Genomic DNA, 25,463 nt, shown 5'->3' on the forward strand with positions numbered 1-25,463 from the left:
ACCTTAAATGTAAGTGCTAAACGTCAGTATTCTCAGGTGAATAAAGATGCTTCTGGCGCATGTAGGCAATAAAAATGCAGGATGGTAGCGTCACCCGGTATGCGGGACCGGCTAAATCAATCAGCAGCCAGAGAGAACTGAGCACCCAGCCCACGGGACCGGCAAAAGCGCCCATGGTACGCGTCAGCATGGCATTTCCTGCAACGGTCAGCCCTCTGCCTAACAGGGCTTTCGCCACACCATTTGTGACAACAAGTGCCATCTGATAGGCCGCAAACCCGGATGTTTTAATCCCCGCCTGGATTGCCATGGTCAGCAGCTCCGGCGTGGGATTGCTGTAGCCTGTCTGCAATTCTTCCGCCACGGTCTTTAGCTGAGCGGGTGTCATCTTCTCAAGGCTTTTCTCCAGGATCTTCATCAGCAGATTCATTTCAATGGTTTCAACACTGGATTTGCTGTTGTAGTTCACCTTCATTTTATCGCAGGCATCGGTAAGAATTTCCCGGTACAGCACCCCTTTACCCCAGCGGAGCAGCGTGGCAAAGCTGTTTGCCCCAAACGTCTGAACCTCGGCGGCAATGGCATCCCAGTAGCGCGGGTGGTTGGGTTTGTGTTTTTTATACTGAGGATCGTAGGTCAGCGTTTCCGTGATGCGTGCCAGTCCGTCTTTCGGATCGCAGATAAGCACAGAAACCAGTAAATCCAGATCGTCACGATGACAGTGGCGCAGAAACTCAAGGTCAGGGTCGTGTCGGTAGGTAGCCATATTTCACCTCATTGCAGATATTGGACCTGACAGTTTAAGGAAGCCCCCGGACAGGGTTTGTCCGCCTGAAAAACAAAAAAGTAAAAAAAACCTGCCCGAAAGCAGGTTTCTGTTCACCGGATGGAGGTATAACGCGTCGGGATTACTTTCCGCGCCATTCCTTTTCCACTTTATCCGCAAAGGCATCGCACTGCCGGGCATACTCGGGGTTATAGAGCAGCTCCGACTGCGAAAGCTGCATGGCGGTCATGCTGCCGTTACGGGCATTTGATTCGAGCCAGGTTCTGCCATAGGTTTTGTTCATCACCTGAAGTACCTTGTTGAATACCGAGCCGTTGAAGCGGGCATTGAGATTAACGCCTTTTACCTGAAGGCCGCTGTCACTGGTCTGGGTCAGGCGGGTGGAGTACATCGCGCAGAAGGTCGAGTTGGTTATCATCTGAGCGTCAGCCTGCTCGTCGGCGAACGCGCTGTGGCTGAAGGCTGAAAGCAGAATTGTGGCGGTTAACAGTTTTAAAATTTTCATCATGTTCCCTTATGGATTGAAAAGCGGAGACAGCCTGCCATACGGGGTGGTCAGGAGATGTCCGGCAGAGAAAAAAGTCAGGGTTTAAGAGAGGGAGAGAGTCGCCAGAGGTGAGGGCCAGCGGATTCCAGCACAAAGGCCAGATGGGTGAGGTCCCGTCTTGCTGTACGGGGAGACACGTCAAACTGCCGGATGATGTAGCGAACAGATATTGTCTGACCGTAAAACAGGGCCATGGTCAGCCGGATAAGCCGTTCTCCCTGTCCGGTAGTGTGTTGCCTGCGACGATTAACATTCATCGTTGCCATACGCGCCATCGGTCCCCTTTCTGAAATCTATCGAGGTGTCTGGCAAGCCAGATATCAGGGCATGAATTGCCGGTAACGCAGCGGGCAGTAAACCGGTGGCAGTTAAAATCCAGCAGGCTGTAGGTATAGCGCTGACCCACTGCCGCCTTTGCCCGTTCAGCGGCCTGCGTACAGCCCTGTGGAGTTAAATCCATACAGTCGGTATACACCGAGATAGCGGAGTTCCAGCCATCGAGCCGGTCAAGAAACTCGCTGGCCTGACTTCTGATAACGATGCCGTCACCGTCAAGATGAACAATGTTGCCATTACCCACATAGATACCGCTGTGTGCGGCAAGGCCAAAAAGCAGTTCGCACTGCACGATACCGCCGTAAGCCGGTTCATCGACGCAGGACAGAATGCAGTTATCGATAAATGAATCCACGAAGTTCAGCAGCAGAAGCCGGTACATAACATTCAGTTCCTTACTACGGGGGAGAGGGGGGATGCGTGGGAAACGTAGTGAACACTCAGCTTTCCCACAACGTACGGACCGTGAAAACCCCCATATCGTGGTAAGCCATAAAGTTACTTTCCCATAGCGACCAGAACTCACGGGCGTCGATATGAGAGATATCGCCACAGCGGGAAAGCCACGTGTATTGATGCGTCCAGCTCACATCGACATCTTTTTCAAGTTCAGGCCACGGATACCCTGCATAGTGAAAGTCGGTGACGTAATCGAGCTGCCAGTCTTCTCCGGCAGAGGTGAGGCGTATTTCGACCGGATGCCAGCCGCCCGTTTCCGGTGAGTATTCAGGGTCACGAAAGTTAATGGTTAATCCGGTGATGGGGTGACGATGAGGCGGTTTTTGCGCGACGATATCCAGAAGCATTTGGGTGAATGACCGGGAGACAGGCAGCACATAGCCGCCCTGCAATATTGCGGGTGATGACATAGTGAATATCCTGATTTTGGATTAACGGAACACAGAAAAAGTGAGGATTAGTCCTGACTGAGCGCAGCAAGCTGCGTCATACGATGTTGCCAGTCGGCATAACAACGGTGCATAAAGAGTCTGCTGCTGTCCGCTTCGATAAGGCAGATATCCGGACTTCTGAGCACAGCGGCAAGAAACCCTGCGTTATTGGTGCTGCCCTGACCAAACAGTGGGCGAAATACACGGGACGGAAAGCTGTCTGGCTGCTGTTCCAGAATGGCGTGAATCGCATCAAGCGCTATCCATTCACGGGAGAACAGGCCCCCTTCGCCATTGGCGGTTAAACGCAGGGCAAGGCTTCCGGTTTCATCCTCCTTACCCAGCTCATACGTCAGCAGTCCCTTACTGTATGGACTGATTTTCTCGGCTTCACCCCCGTAGAACACGGTATAGCTTTCGGTGACGGCGGCTTCGGTAGCGACTTTTTTCTTACTCATGGTTCAGCGCCTCAATCAGGTTCTGGAGTTGAGTGATAACGGTCGTGTCCGGGAACACCAGATAGATACCCTGTCCGTTATCGCAGACGATACCGAGCAGGAGATACCAGCCATCATCAAGTGCGGTGACGTATTCCGGGTTAGCCAGTGCCACTGCCAGCAGCGGGTCTTCGGGGAGAGTGTCGTCGTGGTTGAGATGCCAGAGCAGGGTTCTTGTTTCGTTCCAGAAAGCAGTAAACAGGTCGATATCATCTACGGGGCCAAGAATTTCATTGCTGAGGGCCGCCAGTGCGGAGGCGGGCAGGTTGAGAAGGGGAAGACTGGTGGGTGTCGTGAGCTTGAACATGATTATCTCCATAATGAATTGATTTACATGGAAATAATATGTGCATAAAAAGAGGTTTTTTACGTTCATAGTCGTTGGGGTTGGTGAGCTTTGTGAATGTACAAAATCAAAGCACCCGCAGGTGTAAAATGTGATGATTGTCACAATAATAAAAATTAATGGAGTGTGGTTTTGATTGTTGAAAGGTTGATTTACCCTTAAGTTGGGCTGCATATTGTCAAAATCATCACTTTAATCTATTGATTTAAATAGCATTAATTTTAAATGCCTTATTGGGTTGTTTTTTAGTCGAAAATCGGTGGGGTCTATTACCATTTTCTTATTTCAGGGCCTCAAAAGTTGACTTACTTTGGGCGATGCATCCGGAACACAATTTTTTTATAGGGTTTAACGCTATTTTCCCTTTTCCCTGAGCAGGAGTACTCCTGATGAATCATCATGGTCTTTCTGACTTGAGTATTAAATGTCAATGGGCATGTAAGAGCTGATTTTTCATGGGCTTGAAAGTGATGCCACGAATAAATAAGCTTATCCCATTGTTGGCCGACATATTAAATTACTCATTATCATCTGAATTTTCAGAGGACCATGTACATATTATGAATGTTAATTACCCTTTAAATAAAATAACGCAAGTGCTGGATGAAAAGAGCATCACAGCTGCTCATAAAAATTCCTTCAATGTAGATGTGGAAGCTCAGGGGTATTCCGACTCTGGAGTATCTGATGTTGTAGAATATCCAGGGGTTGCACCTAAAAATACTGGAGGTGTTTTTACTAAAGCCCTTTTTGATGAATATAAAATCCGTGCAGTACAAGCTGCACAAACAATCGAGACCAGCGATAAGAAGTTAACCGGACTTAAGGCAATATTCTATCCATCAGGTCGCATTAAATTTATTGTCCGCAAAAGTATTCGCGGAAAGAATATCTACGTTGCCGTAGGAGGCTACCCGGAAATTTCAATTAAAGATGCAAGGGAGCATGCCTTTAAAATAATTCAGGAGCTCAAGACCGCCGTTGAGGCTTACGGTGAGCGTTTTCTTACTCACAGTAAAATGACGTTTAATGAGCTTGTGGATGAGTATGAGAAAAGCGTACTCAGCACGGGCGTTAAGCGTTCAGCTAACACCGACCTTTCTAAGATCCGTAAATACCTGCGCCCTCTTCTCGGTGACAAAAAGCTGGCAGGTATGACGGAGGCGGATATTCTGAGCTATCTGTATGCTCTCGATCTCAAGCCAGCCACCCGCAACCGCCATCTGGCGCTCATTAAAGCGGTGTTTACCTGGGCTATACGCATGGGATACACCAACCGCTCTCCGGCGCTTTATATCAAAGCGCTGCCTGAAGTGACGTCAGATCGCCGCGCCATGGATGATTCCCAGCTTCAGTGCTGGATGGAAGTGTGTGAGTGCTGGCGTAATGGTAAACCCGATCATGAAGCCCTTGCTCTGCTCATGTTCCTTGCCCTGACGGGACTGCGTCTGGGGGAAACCCGTCATCTTCGCCTTGAGGATGTGGACTGGAGCCGCAAAGTTATCACTCTTCGCCACACCAAAAACGGCAAACTCCGCCGTGTACCGGTATGTGATAAGGCGTTCGTTCTTCTGACAGAACAGCGTCAGCATCTGGGTGATGAAGGCTGGGTATTTCCGGGCAAGGGGACCGACAATCCGGTTGCTGAGCCGCGTCGCCTGCAAAAACGACTTTGTGAGGCTGCGGGTATTCCACCGTTCACCATCCATGAGATGCGTCATACCTTTGCGACAAAGCTCATTGAGAGCGGGGCCGACATTCACACCGTCAAAGACTTACTGGGCCACAGCACGATCAAAGTAACGTCACTTTACTTGCACTCATCACCGGCGCGTTACCACGAAGCCGTTAACCGGGCGATGGCAGATTTGAACCTTGTAAACATGACTTAATGAAAACATTCATAGAGCAGGACATGGCTTATACCGTTATATATTTTACAGGACAGAATTAATGACAATTGAAACTAAAACATTATCAACGCTACCACCTGCGCTTTCACCACTCGCGAAAATTATGTCAAATATGCATCGTGAAAAAACTGACAGGTCAGATGTCAAGAAGCTGCTGAGAAAAGCTTCACAACATAAAGATATCGATCTTTCCGTTATCAACGAAATGGTATTCCGTGAGGGATTGCCGGAGGGTTATGGAGCCAGTGCAGAAGCGCTTTATTCACTCTCAGGTAAGGCCCCGGTACCGTTTACATTTACACCTGTATTTCCTTATGCGAAATGCTTTTCTGCTGATAGTCAGTCTGATATGCAGTTGTTGCTTGTTGCAAGGAATCAGGCTGGAAAGATTATTTCTATTCGTATCAAAATGGATGAACTGTATGCCGATATTGATCGGGTAATGGCCTCTCTCGCTCACAGAGGCGTTGCGATTGATCCTGTTCGTAAAAATGAACTGATTAGATTCATTCTCAAGTGCATGGATATGAAGTTACCGTGTTATCTGGTGACGCCATCTATGGGGATGATCGATAAGAAAGCCGCTTTTTTGCACGGAAAAACCCCTATTTTCTGTGACCTTGACGGATTTGAAAATATTATCCCGGCTTCTGTAAAGCGTATCCCCGAAGGGATTAAGGAATACGGTGAGCTAGATCAGTGGCAGGAACTTATTGCTGAACATGCAAAAGGTGATTATCAAATTTTTGCCATCATGCTCTCTCTTGCATCCCCTTTGCTTGGGCTTGCCGGGCAGGATATTGCTATATTCCATTTCTATGGTCTTTCCACGACAGGAAAAACAATCCTGCTGCAACTGAGTGCATCGTGTCACGGGTATGGAGGAGATGCCGGAAGTAACGGCCCGTCGCTCATTGCCCGGTGGAATGCCACGAGCAACGGTATCGAGAGTCATGCTGCTTTACAATCCGGTACCGTGGTATGTCTTGATGAATTAGGAGCATTTTCTGGAAAAGAGCTTTCCTCCCTGATCTATAACCTGACATCCGGTGTCTCAAAAATTCGTATGGATAAAACGCAGGAGATGCGCGAACCGTTAAGGTGGAACTCGTTCTTTGTGTCTTCCGGCGAGATATCATTTTCCCATAAGCTGCGAGAAAAAAAACAAAACCTGCAGGGCGGTCATGAGCATCGGGTTATCAATCTCCAGATTTTCCCGAAAGATGCCGGAGCCCCTGGAGAGGGGCCGGAAATTATTCGTCAGCATGCTGACAAACTTAAGTCGGGACTTGAGCACTTCTGTGGGACGGCTGGACCCGCTTTTCTCCGTAGTCTGCTTTCTCAGACTGATGAAGAGGGGCTTCCCGTGAGTTATCAATGGTTACATGAATCCGTTAAAGCTAAGGTATCAGAATGTGAAGGCCTGCTTCTGGCTGAGCTGATTGATGAAGGGTATCTCCTGACGGATGTTCAACTCCGTGCGCTTCGACGCTTTTCTTTCGTAATGGCTGTAGGTCTGCTGGCGCAGGAACTGGGTATCTTGCCTTACTCTCCGGAACGAATTGCGACCGCCGTCTGGGAAATAGTTGTTCGTTGGCTGAGTGATACCTCTGTGCAATATAACCCGGTCCAGCAAGCATTGATTGATATTCAGCGTGATCTTGTAAAAAGGGAAGGGGCACATTTCATCGGCCTGAAAGATCGTGAGAGCCGTAAACCCGGAAACCACTGGGGGTATATCCACCATACTAATGAGGATTTTTTAATCTTCGCACCTGTATTTGAAGAGTGGTGCCAGAAACATTCATTAAGCGCTCGAGAAGTCGCTAAGGAGCTGGCATGCCGAAAACTTCTTCGGGTAGAAAGTAAAGGGCATTACAAAAAGCGTCCTCTTACTGGTATGGATAAGTGTTACTACCATATTAAGCGGGAGTTTATCAGTGTTGATTTGAATTTTTCTTAAAGCATTATCTGAATGTAGTTAACTAACTTATCTTTAAACTTATTATTCTGAATAAATTAACAGAAGGGGAACCCCATGACTGAATTCTGCGAATTAAATGAGACTCACTTTTTTCCTGGCGCTATTACAGGCTGTGAAACTATTCGTCCACCATTTACGCTTTATGGTCTTATCATGACGCAGGCTAAATGCAATTTCTATGGTATCTGTAGGGAAGTGACAGACAGTGAGTATCCTGAATTAAAAGCAATGATTAACCGGAATGAAAAGATTCGTTTCTTTGCCAGTTATATTTTCAAAGGTAACGTTCGTTATGATTATCTTGGCGAATTACCAACACTATCAATCGATCAGGCTCGCAATAAAGCCCGATATCTTGCCAGAAGTAATGAGGATGAGACCGCTTATGAATACATCCCATTCTGATTGATGAGTTTACCCTCAAAAAAAGCAGGGGCATTTGCCTCTGCTTTTCAGTTATCGCAAAGAAGGTAGCTGAGCTGTTATCCTTTCCGCCAGAAGTTGGCTGGTGTTTTGTAAGCGCTGAGGATGAAGGTGCGCATAACGCTGTGATGACTGACTACTGCGATGACCTAACTGCGCCTGAACGTCATACAGCGTTCCACCATGGGAAACGATGAGCGCCGCAACCGAATGGCGGCAGGTATGAATACACACTTCTTTGTCGAAAATTCCCGCCCGTCGCACGATACGCTGAAAGGCTTTGACCGGATTGTTCAGCGGCATTCCTTGTTTTTTACCGATAAACAACCACGGATTTCCACGCTGTGTTGGCAGCGTTCTGATTACGTCCATCGCCAGTGAGTTAAGATGAACAATCCGTCCATAGCCATTCTTGGTTTCAGGGAGCCACAGGGTGCGTTTAACCGGGTCAACATGCTCCCACTTAGCCAGACGCAGCTCATCACGACGAAGGCCGGTCAGTAACAGCAGTTTGACATAGCATGCAGCGACGGTGCTGGTATCATCATCGGCGGAGAGAAAAATACGACGAATTTCATCCTCGGTGAAATAGCGCTGTCGGGCGTTGTTCTCCCTGAGAAGCTGTACCACTCTTGCCGGATGGATAGAGGTAATGCCTCGCCTTCCTGCCCAGGTAAATACCGCTTTAACCAGTACGATGACACGATTACAGGTTGCTGCTGACAGTGAAATGCTTAACGTCTGCTGGAGGCGAAGAATCCTGGCTGGTGTGATATCACTCAGTAGCATTAGACCTAAGACGGGACGGATATGATCCCGGTAGCGCTGGAAATCCTTTCCCCAGCTACGTTTTGCAGATTTTGCCCATACCAGATAATGCTGGTTAAAGAGTTCATCGAATGTCATTTCTTGTCTCTTGTTTTCACGTTCCTGCTTAGGGTCAGTTCCGGTGGCAAGTGAGCGTTTATGCTCCATGGAAATCTTACGGGCTAAGGTGACATCTACCTCAGGCCAGTGACCAATAGCTATGGCGCGTTTTCGTCCATGATAGAGGTAGCGGAGCAAAAATTTTTTACGTCCTTCCGCTTTGCTGACCAGACACTTCAGGCCAGAAATCTCGGTATCGCTGTATTCGGCATCGGTGCTGTGTGAATCTGATGTGTTAGGGGGCAGGGATTTAATGAGCTGATTAGTAAAACGGAAGCGTTTCGGGCTGGACATATTACCTCCTGTGACTGGTGTTAAGTACGTCAGGGTTGACCCATCCCCGGCACGGTGTTGTAAATGGCTAAGTTGATTTTCTAGCGTGGCGAAGGGGATGCTGGTGTTACTTGAGATGATTGAAGGCGAGAAATGCCGCAAAAATAGGTGTTACGGTCTGTTTCTGGTCTTAATGGAAAAAATACCGGTGGGGGATGTATTCAAAAAAATAATATGTGCTTTGGTTGATTTTAATTACATATATGGGCGACATTATCCAGAAATACCTTATTGGAGAGTATGTGCTTATTTTGAGAGCATGCTTCTGCATTAATGATTAATCATTAATTTAGTAGGTGTTGTTTTTTATAGGGCTACATTTTTTAATTTTGGTGTTGTAGGTTTATTTCATGATCATGTGGAATACATCGTCTTTGTTCTGCCCCCCCTATCTCAGTTGATATAGTTGTTTTTTTGGGGGAAGGGAGGGCTTGTGGGTTGATTTTAAATTTAATTTTCATTATCTTCTTAAGGTAACCTCATATCAAAAGGACAATGCCAATGAAGTTTTTCTCCACTGGTTTCTATGTTTCAAATGATGTTTCGTTTGACGATATATTCAATGAGTGTTTTTCTTGGATTCATGAGTCACCACACACGAAATTTATACCTGCACAATTAACGTGTGACTATCTTAGTGAAGATTTTTATGTAGAGTCAAGTAATGAAAGGATTGATGTAATTACTCATGGCAACCAAGATGTTCAGTTAGGTTGCTTCAGATATTCAAAAATTTCCGAACCACACAAATGGGTGACTGATATATCTGTAAATAAGAACTTAATAAATAATACGGTATGGATCCAAGTTGAATCAAGTGTGGTTAGTCAGGAGGCTGCATATTTAGCACCTCAACCTAAAAAACCTTTGATAGTAATTAGGTTGATAGATAAATTTTCTGGTGGTTTGGATGATGCCTTCAAAACATCAATAGAACCTGATTACCTTTCGAATTCTGAAGAGCATTTAAAGTTGGCGGCAAAAGTTATCAATGGAGAAACTGAAAACAGGCTGCCAATAATCTATGTCAGTTCGAAATATTTTTACAATGAACATCCTCATAACATTATTCCTGAGCGATTAGCAAGAAAGGTGTGTGGCATAGCTCATGTTCTAATTGAACCACGTGAGAAAATGTTTTCAATAAAACTAAAAAATGAGACAAATTCTAAAAATGCTTACGCAGGTGCAGTCGGAATTTACTGGCCGCGAGGACAAAATATCTCCTTTTACCGTCGGGGTGAGAAAACAGCGAAGGAGTTTGAAGATGAATTATTTGATTATGTCGTAAAAGCTACATCTACAATGGCTCCCGTCTCTGAGGGGGGATGGAGTGAAATACAAAAAAGAAGAACTAAGGATTCTATTAATACTCTTAAGATTAGAGGTGAATACACAAGTGAATTGATGGGTTTGTATGAGGCCGATAATGTTGCAAAAGATGAAACAATAGAAGAACTCAAAAGTAATATATTATCTTTAGAATATCGTGTTCGAATGCTTCAATCACAAGCTTCAGCTCAAGGAAGTATAGTAATGAATGCAGGGGAAGAAACTGACTTTTTCAATGGTGAGATCAAAGATGTAATAATAGAAGCTCTGAAGGTTGCTATTGTGAATACGAAAGAGGGCAGTCGAAGTAATCATATATTATCTTCTTTAATTTCCAACAACCCTCAAACCATGGAAGCAAATTCGCGTCAAACTCATTTGAAAAGAGCACTTAATGGCTACAGGAGTATGGATAAGGCAACGTCAAGGCAGCTTAAGGAACTTGGGTTTGAGTTGTCTGAGGAAGGTAAACATTGGAAGATAGTATATAATGGTGATTCCAGATACTCTTACATTCTTCCTAAAACAGGGAGCGACTATAGAGGATCTTTGAATGCTATTTCTGATATAAGTAATATTATTTTCTAACAAAATCTAGCCCCTTTATAAGGGGCTGGATTAAGTCTATTTTAAATCGGTAATACACATTGTTTAATGTAAGTATTACAGTTCAAAGTTTATGTTCAGGTAAGGAATTCCGATGGGGCTGAGTCATTTTTTAATGACGTGGAAAGCGGGGGATTTTGCTGATGCGAAGAATCATAAGGTGAAAAACAGGAATATTACAGGTGGAGTAGATGGTGGAAATACCCGACTGACAAGGGGAGTTGATAACGCTGAGTTCTTCCCCCTTGCCTGAAGAGGAGTCTCCCCGGTCTTCCCCCGGGGGTAATGGAAGGTAATTTGTTGTTAAATAAAGTAAATTATGAAATCCCCCATTTCCCCCGTATTCTCTGCTTCATTATGAATAATCTTAGAGAAAGGAACCGTAGAGGACCGTAGAAAGACCGTAGCAGTGGGGTAAGGAAGAGACACATCAGAGGGTGTTGAGGTGTGTAAAAGTAACGAACATCTGCGAAAATGGCGAGAAATCCAGCAAACAAATAACGTGTTGCAACGACCAGAAATCTACCGTAGCTAAGAAAGGAAAAAGCCCCGCTTTGCAGCGAGGCCTTATGAATAGTGGTGCCCGGACTCGGAATCGAACCAAGGACACGGGGATTTTCAATCCCCTGCTCTACCGACTGAGCTATCCGGGCAACGGAGCGCATTAAACCGCAATCGCGCGCGATCGTCAACATTATTTCGGGAAAAGCTGTTCAACTGCTTAAGTTTGCGGCAATCTGTCCGTTTGTGCCCTGGAATTGCACAAATCTTCCAGACAGTTCAGGCAAGATGTGACAATGCTGACGGTAAGAGGAGGGCAGTATGGCAAACGACTGGCTTGAGCTGCGTCAGCATGCAGAAACAGGTATTGAGACAATTAAGGCGCATTTCGAAGGACATGCCTTTGATCCCCACTGGCATGATAGCTATCTGGTCGGAATAACTCTTTCCGGCACGCAGCAGTTCCACTGTCGCCGTGAACGCCACCGTAGCCAGCCGGGCGATGCTTTTTTACTTGAGCCCGGGGAGATCCATGATGGTGATGCACCGGTAGAGGGGGGCTTTACTTATCTGACCTTTTATCTGGATGAACACTGGCTCACCCGTACGCTTCAAGGGCTGTACGACTCTACTCCCGGGAGCTACACCCTCCACTTTGCCCAAACGCTGACGCGAGAGCCTCAGTTGGTGCGCGCTATCGGTGATACATTTGCCTCGTTGCATAACGATGAGATGAAGATCGTCCAACAGAGCACAATGGATAACCTGCTCTCTCAGATCACTGCCCACTGCCACTGGCGTAAGAAACTCCCGTTGCAGTTACAAAGCTCCGCCGTGGCGCATCGTGCCCGCGACTATCTCTATGCGCATATCGGCGAGAACGTGGGGCTGTCAGACCTTGCCCGTGAGACGGGTACGGACCGCTTTACGCTCACCCGCTGTTTTAAGCGCGAATTTCACCTGGCACCGCACGCCTGGCTTATCCAGCTGCGCCTGGCAAAGGCCCGACAGATGCTGGCGTGTGGGGAACTGCCTGTTGATGTTGCGGCGGCAGTGGGTTTTGCCGATCAAAGCCATCTTGGTCGCTGGTTCCAGCGGGCATACCGTATTTCTCCGGCACACTACCGTCGGTTGTGCACAAACCTTCCAGACGTTTCCAGAAAATAACGGCACATTCGTGGCTCTAATAAAAAAGGAGTCACCTGTGAATTTATTACCCTTCCTGTTGTTTGCATTTGTCGCCTCGATTACGCCGGGGCCAACCAATATTCTGGTACTGGCTAACAGTCAGCACTTTGGCGTAAAAAATACGTTTCCTGCGATCCTGGGCGGGTGTATTGCCGCCAGCGCTATTGTTCTGGTTTCAGGTGCTGGGGCAGGAGAAGTGTTACGCCAGTATCCGCTGATACGTCAGGTAATGAGCTGGGCGGGCGTGCTGTGGCTTTCCTGGATGAGCTGGCAGCTGTTTAGCGCCCCGGCCGCGAATCTCTCCTTCAGACGCCATGTCCGGTTTACCGCGCGGGCGGCGGCGTTATTACAGGTTGTAAACCCAAAAACGTGGATGATGGCGCTGGCAGTTGTCAGCTTGTTTGCTCCGGCAAGCGACCATGCATTTCGGGATGTTGCGCTGATGGCGCTATGGTTTCTGGCGATCTCCGTGGCTTGTTTGTTGTGCTGGGCGTGGCTGGGGAAGGCGGTGAACCGGATTTTCCGCACCACCGTGGCGATGGTGCGATTTCAGCGCGCGATGGCGCTGTGCTTGTTTATTTCCGCCTGGACGGGAATGCTGGCTTAGGTCAGAGCACCACCCATACGACACTGCGCGAACCGCAAAATATCTTCCGCCAGACGGTGCGCCGTATCCACATCCGCCTGGCTACGGTTCACCAGCATGCGGCTCAGGCAACCTTCCAGCACCAGCTCCATCTGCTTCGCGACCATTGCCGGATCATCCACTTCAAGTGTGGTCAGCAGCTCGTGTGTGAACTCGTGCGCGGCACGTTTTTGCTGATCTGCCAGTTGATGGATGGGGTGTCCGGGATCCGGATAGTAGGTGCAGGCGGCGATAAACAGACAGCCTGGGTAACGGTTGTTGGTTACACACTCCGTCAGTGCGGTATAGCGCGCCAGCAGCTTTTGCTCGGTGGTCAGCTCTTCATTCAGCATCAGCTGCCTGCGCCAGATATCCACCTGCTGGCTGAGATAGCGCAGGGCATCATACAGCAGCGCCTCTTTATCCGGCCAGAAGCGCTTAAGTTCATCCAGAGGGTAATCGATACGGTCGGCGACCATCTCAAGCGTGGTGCTGGCGATCCCTTGAATCTCAAGCAATTGCAGGGCTTGTCCCAGTACGTCTTCGCGTTGCACGGTTATCTCCTCCGCTATTCCCAACGGTTTGTCCCGTCTAAAGTGTTGTTTACGGTTGGCGATTGCGCAAATGCGCGTTGAATGCCGTCGCGTCCATAAACCCGGTTACACGCTGCGTCAGCTGTTCTTCCCCCTGTTCATTGAAGAACAGGATGGTAGGCAGCCCGAGCACATTAAGTTGCTTCAGTAGAGCCTTATCCTGCGCGCTGTTGGCGGTAACGTTCGCCTGGAGCAGAACGGTATCGCTCAGCGCATGTTGTACCTGCGGATCGCTGAAGGTGTATTTTTCAAACTCTTTGCAGGCCACGCACCAGTCGGCGTAGAGATCGAGCATGACCGGTTTGCCTTTCGCCTGCGCCAGGGCGCGGTTAAGGTCATCCACGTTCTTAATCTGTATAAAATTCAGATGAGCCTGCGTTTGACCTGCCGGGGTGCCAAACGCCCAGTCCTGTAGTGGACGGACGCTCACCAGCGCGGCCGCCAGCAGAAGGATCTGTAGCAGGCGCATCCACGGTTTCTTCGCCCCCAGACTCACGATAAACGCCCAACTGAAGAAGGCCACGCCGAGCATCGCCCACAGACGTGTACCCCACACATCACCAATGATGCGCTCCAGCAGAAATACCGGTAGCGCCAGAATGACAAAACCAAACGTGGTTTTCACCGTCTCCATCCACGGTCCGCTCTTCGGCAGCAGACGATTGCCAAACACCGTCACCAGGATCAGCGGCAGGCCCATGCCGAGCGCGTAGAGGTACAGCGTGCCGCCGCCGAGCCACAGGTTGCCGCTCTGAGCAATGTATAACAGGATGGCGCTCAACGGCGCAGTGGTGCAGGGGGAGCAAATCAGCCCGGCGATGGCACCCATGGCGAACACGCCGCCCGCAGAGCCACCCTGCTGACGGTTGCTCATTAGCGTCAGACGGGTTTGCAGGGAAGAGGGCAGTTGCAGGGTGAACAGGCCAAACATCGACAGCGCCAGCAGAATAAACACCGCTGACAGTCCGATAAGCACATAAGGGTGCTGAAGGGCGGCCTGGAACTGCAACCCGGCAGCGGCGACCACAAGGCCGAGCGCCGTATAGGTTAACGCCATGCCCTGCACATAGATAAAGGCCAGCAACAGCGCGCGGGCGGTGGAAAGGCGTTGTTTACCGCCCAGCACGATGCCAGAGATAAGCGGGTACATGGGCAGCACGCAGGGCGTAAAGGCGATGCCGATACCAATCAATAACGCCCAAAGCGCTGAGAACGGAAGGTCTGAAGCGGCTTTGCCTTCACCCCTCACACTGGCCATTTCCCCTGAGGGGTGAGGGGAGGCCGCCGCTTTCACTTCGCTAAGCGGAACGACCTTTGTTTCAGGGGGATAGCAGAAGCCCGCATCGGCGCAGCCCTGATACGTCACCGTCAGGGTAGCGCCTTTATCCGCCTGATTCACCGTGACGGGCACGCTTAAGCGCTGACGATAAATTTCACTCTTACCGTAGAACTCGTCCTCGTGCCACTCGCCAGCGGGCATCTGCAATGCGCCGACGTTCGCCTTTGCCGGCGTGATGCTGACCTGCTTGCGATAGAGGTAGTAACCCTCTTTCACCTGCCAGGTGAGACTGAGATCGTGCTGGTTTTGCTGAAAGTCGAAAACGAACGCCTGGTCGGCAGGAATAAAGTTCGAACGGCCGGGTGCGTCAAACAATCCGGCAAAAGCTGACGTGCTGCACAGCAGCAGGATCAGCGTAATGAAGCGTTGAGCCATGAGAGATAATCGTTATCGCCGTGGACCACTGGCAGAACCAGCAGCTCCGGGGTTTGGTATGGATGATGAGACTTGAGGCAGTCGAGGAGCGCCTGCTGGTTTGTCAGGTTGGTTTTGAGCAACATCTGGACTTCGTACTCTTGCTCCAGCTTACCTTCCCAGTAATAAAGGGAGGTGGCGCCGGGAAGAAGTGTGACACAGGCAGCCAGTTTTTCGGCCAACACTTTGGCGGCCAGATCCTGGGCAGAAGCTTCATCAGGGGCGGTGCACAGTACAACAACAGCATCAGGCGTGTTCACAAGTCGACCTCCTCATCACGAAAGTCTTCACTATATCACGCAAGGCGGTTGGTCATTAATGAAACGGGCCGCAGAGCGGCCCGATTTTAACTATTTTTACAACGGCTAATCGTTTACAGCACAATGCCGCCGATGATAAAGCCGAGGATCACGCAGAGCGTAATCGCCACCACGCCCGGGATCAGGAACGCGTGGTTAAACACGTATTTACCAATACGGGTTGAGCCGGTGTCATCCATCTCAACCGCGGCCAGCAGGGTTGGGTAGGTGGGCAGAACGAACAGGGCGGAAACCGCTGCAAAAGAGGCAATCGCCGTCAGCGGCGTCACGCCCAGCATTAGTGCCGCAGGCATCAGCGCTTTGGTGGTCGCAGCCTGGGAGTACAGCAACGTCGCGGCAAAGAACAGCACTACCGCCAGCAGCCACGGATAGTTGTGCAGCAGGTCGCCTGCAACGGTCTGGATATCGCTGATGTGCGCTTTCACAAAGGTATCACCGAGCCACGCCACGCCCAGCACGCACACGCAGGCGCTCATGCCGGATTTGAAGGTGCTGGCGTTCAGCACTTCGCTGGTGTCGATTTTACAGGTGATGCTGATCAGCGTCGCGATGGTCAGCATAAATACCACAATGGCTTCGTTACGCGGCAGAACCGGGTTCTGGATCAGACCTACCGTATCGCTGATGGCGGTCGCGTAGAACATCACGGCGACGATACCAATCAGGAACAGCAGCACGGAGCGTTTTGCATGCGGCTTCAGCTCGAAGACCTGGCTACCGCGCAGGCTCACTTCACCTTTTGCCAGACGCTCCTGGTAAACCGGATCGTCTTTCAGCTCGGCACCGAGGAAGTTACACAGTACGGCAGTGATCATTACCGCGATCAGCGTGACCGGAATACAGATTGCCAGCAGCGTCAGGTAACTTACGCCCATCGGCTCAAGGATACCCGCGAAGAAGACCACCGCCGCGGAAATAGGCGAGGCGGTAATCGCAATCTGGGAGGCGACCACGGCAATAGAAAGAGGGCGAGACGGGCGAATACCCTGCTCTTTCGCCACTTCGGTGATTACCGGCAGCGTGGAGAAAGCGGTATGGCCGGTACCGGCGAGAATGGTCATAAACCAGGTCACCAGTGGGGCAAGGAAGGTGATGTATTTCGGATGGCGACGCAGCATTCGCTCCGCCAGGCTCACCAGGTAGTCCATACCGCCTGCGACCTGCATAGCCGCGATAGCAGCAATAACCGCCATGATGATTTCGATAACGTCAAAAGGGATTGCGCCGGGTTTAATCTGAAAGATCAGGGTAAGTACAAGCACCCCGAGACCGCCGGCAAAACCGATGCCGATACCCCCGAGTCGTGCGCCCAAATAAATCGCCAACAGGACGATGACGAGTTCTGCTCCAAACATAAAGACCTGCCTTGCTCATTAACAAGTTGATATTGAATTGTTGTGTTTTGGTAACGCCCATAAAGAAAAAAGGCACGTCACAAGTGACGTGCCTTTCGGAAGCTTAGCCTGAACGGTTACTGTTCGCTTTCATCGGTATATCGTTTCGCTTTATATGCCGGGTGCATCAGGTTCTGGGCGGAGAAGATATCGTCCAGTTCGGCTTCGGTCAACAATCCTCGCTCGAGAACCACCTCACGCACGCTCTTACCGGTTTCGGCACAAATCTTCCCGACGATATCGCCGTTGTGGTGGCCGATGAACGGGTTGAGGTAGGTGACGATGCCGATGGAGTTATAGACGTAGCCTTCACACACTTCTTTATTCGCGGTGATGCCGTTGATGCATTTTTCCAGCAGGTTGTAGCAGGCGTTGGTCAGAATATGGATAGATTCAAACATTGCCTGGCCAATCACCGGCTCCATCACGTTCAGCTGGAGCTGACCGGCTTCGGATGCCATGGTGACGGTCGTATCGTTACCAATAACCTTGAAGCACACCTGGTTCACCACTTCTGGCACCACCGGGTTCACTTTAGCTGGCATGATGGATGAACCCGCCTGCAACTCTGGCAGGTTGATTTCATTCAGGCCAGCGCGCGGACCGGAGGAGAGCAGGCGCAGGTCGTTACAGATTTTGGACAGTTTCACCGCCAGACGTTTCAGTGCGCTGTGCACCATCACGTAGGCGCCGCAGTCTGAGGTAGCTTCAATCAGGTCTTCCGCAGGCACAACCGGCAAGTTGGACACTTCAGCCAGCTTCTGTACCGCCAGCTGCTGATAGCCATCTGGCGTGTTCAGGCGTGTACCGATGGCGGTTGCGCCCAGGTTCACTTCCAGCAGCAGTTCGGACGTGCGCAGCAGGTTTTTGGTCTCTTCATTCAGCAGCACGTTAAACGCGTGGAATTCCTGTCCGAGGGTCATTGGCACCGCGTCCTGCAACTGGGTACGGCCCATTTTCAGGATGTCCTGGAACTCAACGGCTTTACGCTGGAAGCCATCGCCCAGCTGATTAATCGCGTCGACCAGTTTGACGATAGAGGCATACACCGCGATGCGGAAGCCGGTTGGGTAGGCGTCGTTGGTGGACTGACATTTGTTAACGTGGTCGTTCGGGTTCAGGTACTGGTATTCACCTTTCTGATGACCCATCAGCTCCAGGCCGATGTTTGCCAGCACTTCGTTGGTGTTCATGTTGACGGAGGTGCCCGCGCCGCCCTGATAGACGTCGACCGGGAACTGATCCATGCATTTGCCGTTGTTCAGCACCTCATCGCACGCGGCGATAATCGCATTTGCAGCGCTTTTAGGAATGGTTTGCAGCTCTTTGTTCGCCAGAGCCGCGGCTTTTTTTACCATCACCATGCCACGCACAAATTCAGGGATGTCGCTGATTTTGCTGTTGCTGATGTAGAAGTTTTCAATCGCTCTCAGAGTGTGAACACCATAGTAGGCATCCGCTGGAACTTCCCTGGTACCCAACAAATCTTCTTCGATACGAATGTTGTTTAACATGTGAACCTTCTTTTCAAGCTGCCGATGGATTGTACTAAACACACAGTATATATGTAGTTTTGAATATTTTATGACCGACGATTATTCCCTCAATCGGCCAGATGTTCGAGATCATATGCTGATGATAGCGAATTGCCGTAAGCTGGATCACTTATTATCGACCCGATTTCATGATAATTATTAATCTGTGAAATATGTCACCGCTTTAATATTTCCAGAAAAAATATCCGTGCAAACCGATTGAATTTTGGCTAACCGTCACCATCTCTTATCTACGCGCTTCGCGAACACATTCAGTCAGGGGCCAGAAGGCACCTGCCACACAGGAGATGCCAGTGCGCTGGATACCATTTATTGCTTTCTTTCTTTATGTTTACATTGAGATTTCGATTTTCATCCAGGTTGCCCATGTGCTGGGCGTCCTGCTGACGCTGATTCTGGTGATCTTCACCTCCGTCATCGGCATGTCGCTGGTGCGCAATCAGGGTTTCAAAAATTTCCTGTTAATGCAGCAGAAGATGGCCGCAGGCGAAAGCCCGGCCGCCGAGATGATCAAAAGCGTGTCGCTGATTATTGCTGGTTTGCTGCTGATCCTGCCTGGTTTCTTCACCGACTTCCTCGGCCTGCTGTTGCTGTTGCCGCCGGTGCAGAAGCATCTGACCATGAAGCTGCTGCCGCACCTGCGTTTCAGCCGTATGCCAGGCGGTGGTTTCAGCACCGGCCCGGGGGATACCTTTGAAGGGGAATATCAGCGTAAGGATGAGCAACGCGACCGGTTAGATCATAAAGACGATCGGTGAGTTTGTGGCCCGGTGGCGCTCGCTCACCGGGCCTGCGGCTTTTGCCGCTTCGGTAAAAACACCCACAGCCCCGCCAGCATAACGATGGCGTACACACTCTTCCATCCCACCATCGCCAGCAGCATCAGGCACAGGACACACCCGACAGCCGCCAGCGCCTTAAAGCGTCCTTTCAGTAGCCGACAGCCCGCCAGCATGCACAGCAGGTAGATCATGATGAAAATACCGTTGGCGTAGACAATCAGCGCGTCAAGGTTGATGTCGAGGAGATAAATGGCCAGGGAACTCACCACGCAGCAGCCCAGTACGCTATTCAGCGCATTCACCGGAAGCTGACGCTTTGACAGGCGTGAGAGGGGGCTATCCGGTTTATAAAGTGCCTGAGACCACACCAGCCGGGCGAAGCTCTGAATATAGATGTTGAGGCTGGCAAAGCAGGCGAGATAGCCAATCACGCAGGCTACCCACAGGGCCTTAACGCCAAACAGCTGCACCACGATGCCCGGCAGCGACGCGGCGGCGGCTTTCTCTTCACCGAACGCGTTGAAGTGCAGCACCAGTACGGTACAGGCCCAGTACACGGTACCCGCCAGCAGCAGGCCAATCATCAGGGCGCGGGGGAAATCACGCTCGGGCTGTTTAAACTCGGATGCCAGATGAGCGAACGCCTCCAGACCGACGAAACACCAGAACATAACGGATAGTGCAGCGAAAAGCTGTGCGTGGTCGATGTCGTTAATCGCGGGGAAAGGAATATCCGCCACGGTAATGTCACCCGCAAACCAGATGGCGACGATCAGCGCGACAATTAACACGGCGACCAGCGTTTGCAGATTGGCGCTGGAGCTGGCCCCGCGTGAGCCTACCCACCAGACAATCGCCAGCGTACCGAGTTCAGCCAGCAGCAGCTGTTCATCGTGCCAGCCAAACAGCGCCTGTCCGAAGCCGGTTGCGATATGCAGGGCTGCCGGAAGGCCAACGGGTATCACCGACAAAAATAGCCAGCCGGTGACGCGCTCCATCCGCGGCCCAAACGCCATGCCGACAAAATGCGCTACGCCGCCTGCGCTCGGGAAGTGCCGCCCGAGTATGGCAAAGACAATCGCCACCGGAAACACCAGCACGATCAGCACCGGCCATGCCCAAAGACTGTTATTGCCGGCAACCAACGCCGCCAGCGCGGGAACCGCAAATACCCCCGTGCCTAATAAAGACGTTGAGAGTAAGCCAATGCCCTGCGCCAGCCCCAACTCCTGCCTGAGTCCACTCATTTACCTCGTCCCGCCACCATCAAAAGAGAGTGGATGGTAACACTTTCGCAAATTTTTTTTCGATTACCCCTTGAAGGGGTAAAAAGCTATCCCCATCTCTCAGGGCACTAGCCGGAAAACCGCATGCGGACCGGCGTCATCCATAACTGATAATGACTTTCTCAAAGGAGAGCTATCAATGAGTATTCGTCCGTTACATGATCGTGTGATCGTCAAACGTAAAGAAGTTGAAACCAAGTCTGCTGGCGGCATCGTTCTGACCGGTTCAGCAGCAGCAAAATCAACGCGTGGCGAAATCATCGCTGTCGGTAAGGGCCGCATCCTGGAAAACGGAACTGTGCAGCCACTGGACGTTAAAGTTGGTGACATCGTCATTTTCAACGATGGCTACGGCGTGAAATCCGAGAAGATCGACAATGAAGAAGTGTTGATCATGTCCGAGAGCGACATTCTGGCAATTGTTGAAGCGTAATTAACGCACGAAACTGTACGAATTTGAGGAAATAAGAACATGGCAGCTAAAGACGTAAAATTCGGTAACGACGCTCGTGTAAAAATGCTCCGCGGCGTAAACGTACTGGCAGACGCAGTGAAAGTCACTCTGGGCCCGAAAGGCCGTAACGTAGTGCTGGACAAATCCTTCGGCGCGCCAACCATCACCAAAGATGGTGTTTCTGTTGCACGTGAAATCGAGCTGGAAGACAAGTTCGAAAACATGGGCGCACAGATGGTGAAAGAAGTTGCCTCTAAAGCGAACGACGCTGCCGGTGACGGCACCACCACCGCGACCGTACTGGCGCAGGCGATCATCACCGAAGGCCTGAAAGCCGTTGCTGCGGGCATGAACCCAATGGATCTGAAACGTGGTATCGACAAAGCTGTCGCCTCTGCTGTTGAAGAACTGAAAGCGCTGTCCGTACCGTGCTCTGACTCTAAAGCCATTGCTCAGGTTGGTACTATCTCCGCTAACTCCGACGAAACCGTAGGTAAACTGATCGCTGAAGCGATGGATAAAGTCGGTAAAGAAGGCGTGATCACCGTTGAAGACGGTACTGGTCTGGAAGACGAACTGGACGTGGTTGAAGGTATGCAGTTCGATCGCGGTTACCTGTCTCCATACTTCATCAACAAGCCAGAAACTGGCGCTGTTGAGCTGGAAAGCCCGTTCATCCTGCTGGCTGACAAGAAAATCTCCAACATCCGCGAAATGCTGCCAGTGCTGGAAGCCGTTGCGAAAGCAGGCAAGCCGCTGGTAATCATTGCTGAAGACGTTGAAGGCGAAGCGCTGGCGACTCTGGTGGTTAACACCATGCGTGGCATCGTGAAAGTGGCAGCGGTTAAAGCACCTGGCTTCGGCGATCGTCGTAAAGCGATGCTTCAGGATATCGCTACCCTGACTGGCGGTACCGTGATCTCCGAAGAGATCGGTATGGAGCTGGAAAAAGCGACCCTGGAAGACCTGGGCCAGGCGAAACGCGTTGTGATCAACAAAGACACCACCACCATCATCGACGGTGTGGGTGAAGAAGCTGCTATTCAGGGCCGTGTTGGTCAGATCCGTAAGCAGATCGAAGAAGCAACTTCCGATTACGACCGTGAAAAACTCCAGGAGCGCGTAGCGAAACTGGCAGGCGGCGTAGCGGTAATCAAAGTCGGTGCGGCTACCGAAGTTGAAATGAAAGAGAAGAAAGCACGCGTTGACGATGCCCTGCACGCGACCCGTGCTGCGGTAGAAGAAGGCGTGGTTGCTGGTGGTGGTGTCGCGCTGGTGCGTGTAGCCGCTAAACTGGCTGGCCTGACTGCTCAGAACGAAGACCAGAACGTGGGTATCAAAGTTGCGCTGCGCGCGATGGAAGCTCCTCTGCGTCAGATCGTGTCCAACGCCGGTGAAGAGCCGTCTGTGGTTGCGAACAACGTGAAAGCGGGTGAAGGTAACTACGGTTACAATGCGGCAACTGAAGAATACGGCAACATGATCGACTTCGGTATCCTGGATCCAACTAAAGTGACCCGTTCTGCTCTGCAATACGCGGCATCTGTAGCGGGTCTGATGATCACGACCGAGTGCATGGTGACCGACCTGCCTAAAGGCGACGCGCCTGACTTAGGTGCTGCTGGTGGTATGGGCGGCATGGGTGGCATGGGCGGCATGATGTAATCATGTTGTTCTGAACCTCTCAGAACGAACCCCGGGCAGCAATGCCCGGGGTTTTTTATTGTCTTCTACTCAAACGTGCCTTTCACGCACACAACGCCTCCACTCACCATCTGGCGGCCTTTCGCCCAGACCTCGCGGATCTTCAGATCATCGGTCAGCACCAGGACGTCGGCATCGCATCCGGGCGCGATCCGCCCTTTATACTCCAGGCCGAGAAACTCCGCCACGTTACGCGTAAACGGCAGAAGCGCCTCCTCCAGCGGCAGGTGATACCGGCCGACCAGCTGCTGTAGCGTCTCAAGCAGGGACTCAAATCCCGCCACGCCAATGCCAACAAGATTACCATTTGCATCAAAATTCGGCTGGCTGCCGTTGCCATCCGAGCTGAGCGTGAGCCGGTTAAACGGCACCTGTGCTTCACGGGCCGTCGCGATAGCGGTGGCGGCATCAACAGGCTCGCTGATGCTGGTGGTGATGTCGATGTACCCCCCTTCGCGGGCATAGTCCAGTGCGGCGTGGAACAGTGCCTGGGCGCGGTTGACGTGAGTTGGTAGCAGCTTCGTACGGGGCACGTCGGCGTTATTCAGGATGTTAAGCAGCGGCTCCAGCAGTTTCGGGCTGTTGCCGAGGTGAAACACGGATATCCCCGCTTTGGCACCCAGCAGCCCGCCGACGCGTGACTGGGCGGCTATATTCGCGAGCTGGTCATCTGCCGGAGCGGAAGAGCGATGGTCGGAAATCGCGCATTTCACGCCAATGATTTTATCAATCAGCGCCACATCCTTTTCGATACTGCCGGTAATCGTCGGAGAAGGCAGGCCATACGCGCCTGTCAGCATCCACGTGCTGATCCCTTCATGCTCAAGCGCCCGCGTTTTCGCCAGCAGCGACTCGGGATGGCGGGTCACGCCGTCGGTGCCCAGCAGGCCAACAACGGAGGTGATGCCAGCCGCCACCAGCGCAGACAATCGCACCTCTGGCGTCCGGGTGTGGGGACCGGCTTCACCGCCGCCGCCAATCAGGTGTACATGCTGATCGATAAACCCCGGACAAACCACCGCTCCGGCGAGATCGCTTTCAGGACAGTCTGGCCTCGTTGTGGCGTGGCCCGCTTTTTCGACTGCGACGATTTTTCCTCCGGCAATCAGCAGATCGCAATGCCCAAGATCCTCGGGAGCGTAAAGCTGCGCATTGCGGAAAAGGTGCGGTTCCAGCACTGAAAAATCCATTTTTATCTCCTCAGAAGAGTAGCTGCATCACCCACATTGAGAGCAGGGCGTTAATGACGCAGACAGCGATGATGTGCGGATAATATTTCGGATTGACGCCTGCGGTGCCCAGGCAACGGCCCGTGTTTTGCACCGGATTACCCATCAGATAGATGGCAGGCAGCAGGATGGTGGCATCGTGACCGTTGAGCGTGCCGGCAGCGACCAGACTGGCGCAGACCCCCACACCGCCGCCCATGCTCATTACCGAGGCCAGAAGAACCGTTGCCGCCGCACCCGGAAGCCCCCACAGGGCCATGATGGGCTCGCATACCCTGCCGATAATATCCAGCAGGCCGGTTACCTTGAGCGCCTGAATGATGACAAACGCCATGACCACGTTCGGCAGCAGGCTGGTGGTGGCGATGGTAAAGCCGCGGCGGGCGCCATCGATAAACAGGTCCATGATATTTTTACGCGGCTGGGCGATCATTTTTCCTCCTGAACGCGGCGAACTTCCATGTGGGCGATCCACAGTCGCAGGAAGTTCGCGCCAACAAATTTGAACACCAGAATGACGGCAAGCGGCGTGATCACCGGGACGGTAATAAAGGTAAAGAGTGCGGCACCAGAAGAAAAATAGTTGGTAATAATGGCGCTACCGCTGGTCTGGAAGGTGGCAAAAATGGCGCGTTCATGGTCAGTAATCGCCCCTTCGTCAGTCAACTCTTTGGTCATCCCTGCGGCTGCATCGGTATTTTGCAGGTTGGCGATAAGCGCCAGAGAGCAGATGCCCGGCACGCCGAGCAGCGGACGCAGAATGGGCGTCATGAGCTGTTGTGCGGCGCGCAGCCCGCCCAGCCCCTCGGTAACGGCAATGATCCCGAGCGATAAAATGACCGAGGGCGCCAGTTCAAGGGCAAATAAAAAACCGTCTTTCGCTCCTGTGCCGCCCTCACCGCGAAACGTTAGCGCGCCGTTCACCGGACCAAAGCTGCCGTTTAAGACGGTAAAATCCAGCACACGCCACCATTCGGTACTTTTAGCGAAAAAGCCCGAGAAAAATACGATGGTAAGGACAAACGCCAGATAGCCCACCCATGACACTTTTTCCTCTCCTGAGGATGATGCACTCATGAAACCCCCTTTTTTAGTCGCGTACAAAAGATGTACGTTGCACCACTAAAAACGATCGGGGGCTAAAACACGATATCCCA

At 51.2% G+C, this 25,463-nt stretch carries 26 protein-coding genes and 1 tRNA gene; 9 read left to right on the forward strand and 18 right to left on the reverse strand.

The window, feature by feature from the left end:
• Positions 1 to 16: 16 nt before the first annotated feature.
• The 7 genes from L463_RS16580 to L463_RS16555 form a co-directional block, all read right to left on the reverse strand.
• The gene (locus tag L463_RS16580; protein WP_032610118.1) at positions 17 to 766 is read right to left on the reverse strand and encodes a YaaW family protein; all 750 of its coding nucleotides are present in this window, start codon (positions 764 to 766) and stop codon (positions 17 to 19) included.
• Positions 767 to 908: 142 nt separating this feature from the next.
• Entirely contained in the window at positions 909 to 1,292 is a 384-nt protein-coding gene (locus L463_RS16575) for a hypothetical protein (protein ID WP_023337780.1), read from the reverse strand.
• 77 nt (positions 1,293 to 1,369) lie between these two features.
• Complete coding sequence (locus tag L463_RS23395; RefSeq protein ID WP_157843390.1) at positions 1,370 to 1,600, reverse strand: DeoR family transcriptional regulator; 231 nt, start codon at positions 1,598 to 1,600, stop codon at positions 1,370 to 1,372.
• The gene (locus L463_RS16570; protein ID WP_032610117.1) at positions 1,588 to 2,052 is read right to left on the reverse strand and encodes a lecithin retinol acyltransferase family protein; all 465 of its coding nucleotides are present in this window, start codon (positions 2,050 to 2,052) and stop codon (positions 1,588 to 1,590) included. Before L463_RS16570 ends, L463_RS23395 begins: the two co-directional genes overlap by 13 nt.
• Positions 2,053 to 2,110: 58 nt before the next feature.
• Positions 2,111 to 2,539, reverse strand: a complete 429-nt coding sequence (locus tag L463_RS16565; RefSeq protein ID WP_023337778.1) for a DUF2787 family protein — start codon at positions 2,537 to 2,539, stop codon at positions 2,111 to 2,113.
• 47 nt (positions 2,540 to 2,586) lie between these two features.
• Complete coding sequence (locus L463_RS16560) at positions 2,587 to 3,018, reverse strand: hypothetical protein (RefSeq protein ID WP_050596928.1); 432 nt, start codon at positions 3,016 to 3,018, stop codon at positions 2,587 to 2,589.
• A complete protein-coding gene (locus L463_RS16555; protein ID WP_023337776.1) occupies positions 3,011 to 3,364 on the reverse strand; it encodes a hypothetical protein in 354 nt (117 codons plus the stop codon). Before L463_RS16555 ends, L463_RS16560 begins: the two co-directional genes overlap by 8 nt.
• A gap of 599 nt (positions 3,365 to 3,963) precedes the next feature.
• Between L463_RS16555 and L463_RS16550 the strand changes: the two genes are divergently transcribed.
• The 3 genes from L463_RS16550 (at position 3,964) to L463_RS16540 (ending at position 7,705) form a co-directional block, all read left to right on the forward strand.
• On the forward strand, positions 3,964 to 5,295 hold the full coding sequence (locus L463_RS16550) for a tyrosine-type recombinase/integrase (RefSeq protein WP_032610116.1): 1,332 nt from the start codon (positions 3,964 to 3,966) through the stop codon (positions 5,293 to 5,295).
• 61 nt (positions 5,296 to 5,356) lie between these two features.
• The gene (locus L463_RS16545; RefSeq protein WP_032610115.1) at positions 5,357 to 7,279 is read left to right on the forward strand and encodes a DUF927 domain-containing protein; all 1,923 of its coding nucleotides are present in this window, start codon (positions 5,357 to 5,359) and stop codon (positions 7,277 to 7,279) included.
• Positions 7,280 to 7,354: 75 nt separating this feature from the next.
• Entirely contained in the window at positions 7,355 to 7,705 is a 351-nt protein-coding gene (locus L463_RS16540) for a hypothetical protein (protein ID WP_032673100.1), read from the forward strand.
• A gap of 51 nt (positions 7,706 to 7,756) precedes the next feature.
• On the opposite strand, the gene L463_RS16535 is transcribed toward L463_RS16540, so the two are convergent.
• A complete protein-coding gene (locus tag L463_RS16535; protein ID WP_032673101.1) occupies positions 7,757 to 8,944 on the reverse strand; it encodes a site-specific integrase in 1,188 nt (395 codons plus the stop codon).
• 540 nt (positions 8,945 to 9,484) lie between these two features.
• On the opposite strand from L463_RS16535, the gene L463_RS16530 reads away from it, so the two are divergent.
• The gene (locus tag L463_RS16530) at positions 9,485 to 10,903 is read left to right on the forward strand and encodes a hypothetical protein (RefSeq protein ID WP_032610111.1); all 1,419 of its coding nucleotides are present in this window, start codon (positions 9,485 to 9,487) and stop codon (positions 10,901 to 10,903) included.
• 595 nt (positions 10,904 to 11,498) lie between these two features.
• Here L463_RS16530 and L463_RS16525 read toward each other — a convergent pair.
• Positions 11,499 to 11,574: transfer RNA gene (locus L463_RS16525), tRNA-Phe, on the reverse strand.
• 169 nt (positions 11,575 to 11,743) lie between these two features.
• Between L463_RS16525 and L463_RS16520 the strand changes: the two genes are divergently transcribed.
• Together L463_RS16520 and L463_RS16515 are read left to right on the forward strand one after the other, a co-directional pair.
• Positions 11,744 to 12,589 (forward strand): AraC family transcriptional regulator, encoded by an 846-nt coding sequence (locus tag L463_RS16520; protein WP_032104114.1) that lies wholly within the window; start codon positions 11,744 to 11,746, stop codon positions 12,587 to 12,589.
• 37 nt (positions 12,590 to 12,626) lie between these two features.
• Positions 12,627 to 13,217 carry a LysE family translocator gene (locus tag L463_RS16515; protein ID WP_032104115.1) on the forward strand — a complete coding sequence of 197 codons (591 nt, stop codon included), beginning with the start codon at positions 12,627 to 12,629 and terminating at the stop codon, positions 13,215 to 13,217.
• Here the strand turns inward: L463_RS16515 and L463_RS16510 are convergent.
• From L463_RS16510 to aspA, 5 genes are all read right to left on the reverse strand, one after another.
• Complete coding sequence (locus L463_RS16510; protein WP_017383972.1) at positions 13,214 to 13,789, reverse strand: transcriptional regulator; 576 nt, start codon at positions 13,787 to 13,789, stop codon at positions 13,214 to 13,216. The genes L463_RS16515 and L463_RS16510 overlap by 4 nt on opposite strands.
• Before the next feature lie 49 nt (positions 13,790 to 13,838).
• Entirely contained in the window at positions 13,839 to 15,542 is a 1,704-nt protein-coding gene (locus L463_RS16505; protein WP_032104116.1) for a protein-disulfide reductase DsbD, read from the reverse strand.
• Positions 15,518 to 15,841 carry a divalent cation tolerance protein CutA gene (gene cutA, locus L463_RS16500; RefSeq protein WP_003855908.1) on the reverse strand — a complete coding sequence of 108 codons (324 nt, stop codon included), beginning with the start codon at positions 15,839 to 15,841 and terminating at the stop codon, positions 15,518 to 15,520. The genes L463_RS16505 and cutA overlap by 25 nt, the downstream gene beginning before the upstream one ends.
• A gap of 113 nt (positions 15,842 to 15,954) precedes the next feature.
• On the reverse strand, positions 15,955 to 17,256 hold the full coding sequence (locus L463_RS16495) for an anaerobic C4-dicarboxylate transporter (protein WP_003855921.1): 1,302 nt from the start codon (positions 17,254 to 17,256) through the stop codon (positions 15,955 to 15,957).
• Between the two features lie 116 nt (positions 17,257 to 17,372).
• Positions 17,373 to 18,809: an aspartate ammonia-lyase gene (gene aspA / locus L463_RS16490; protein ID WP_015572444.1), complete on the reverse strand. Its 1,437-nt coding sequence runs from the start codon at positions 18,807 to 18,809 to the stop codon at positions 17,373 to 17,375.
• Positions 18,810 to 19,144: 335 nt separating this feature from the next.
• On the opposite strand from aspA, the gene L463_RS16485 reads away from it, so the two are divergent.
• The gene (locus L463_RS16485) at positions 19,145 to 19,609 is read left to right on the forward strand and encodes an FxsA family protein (RefSeq protein ID WP_003855925.1); all 465 of its coding nucleotides are present in this window, start codon (positions 19,145 to 19,147) and stop codon (positions 19,607 to 19,609) included.
• Between the two features lie 23 nt (positions 19,610 to 19,632).
• On the opposite strand, the gene yjeH is transcribed toward L463_RS16485, so the two are convergent.
• Entirely contained in the window at positions 19,633 to 20,880 is a 1,248-nt protein-coding gene (gene yjeH, locus L463_RS16480; protein WP_032104117.1) for an L-methionine/branched-chain amino acid transporter, read from the reverse strand.
• 178 nt (positions 20,881 to 21,058) lie between these two features.
• On the opposite strand from yjeH, the gene L463_RS16475 reads away from it, so the two are divergent.
• Entirely contained in the window at positions 21,059 to 21,352 is a 294-nt protein-coding gene (locus L463_RS16475) for a co-chaperone GroES (RefSeq protein WP_003855929.1), read from the forward strand.
• Between the two features lie 39 nt (positions 21,353 to 21,391).
• Entirely contained in the window at positions 21,392 to 23,038 is a 1,647-nt protein-coding gene (gene groL / locus L463_RS16470; RefSeq protein WP_015572446.1) for a chaperonin GroEL, read from the forward strand.
• A gap of 65 nt (positions 23,039 to 23,103) precedes the next feature.
• Here groL and iadA read toward each other — a convergent pair whose 3' ends face one another.
• The 3 genes from iadA to L463_RS16455 are packed head-to-tail and all read right to left on the reverse strand — an operon-like array spanning position 23,104 to position 25,383.
• Positions 23,104 to 24,267, reverse strand: coding sequence for a beta-aspartyl-peptidase (gene iadA / locus L463_RS16465; protein WP_032104118.1), 1,164 nt, complete (start codon positions 24,265 to 24,267; stop codon positions 23,104 to 23,106).
• A 10-nt stretch (positions 24,268 to 24,277) separates the two neighbouring features.
• Positions 24,278 to 24,739 carry a YjiG family protein gene (locus L463_RS16460; protein WP_032104119.1) on the reverse strand — a complete coding sequence of 154 codons (462 nt, stop codon included), beginning with the start codon at positions 24,737 to 24,739 and terminating at the stop codon, positions 24,278 to 24,280.
• Complete coding sequence (locus tag L463_RS16455) at positions 24,736 to 25,383, reverse strand: nucleoside recognition domain-containing protein (RefSeq protein ID WP_032104120.1); 648 nt, start codon at positions 25,381 to 25,383, stop codon at positions 24,736 to 24,738. The genes L463_RS16460 and L463_RS16455 overlap by 4 nt, the downstream gene beginning before the upstream one ends.
• Between the last annotated feature and the right edge of the window lie 80 nt (positions 25,384 to 25,463).

It is taken from the genome of Enterobacter sp. BIDMC 27, from assembly GCF_000534415.1.
Classification (GTDB): domain Bacteria; phylum Pseudomonadota; class Gammaproteobacteria; order Enterobacterales; family Enterobacteriaceae; genus Enterobacter; species Enterobacter hormaechei_C.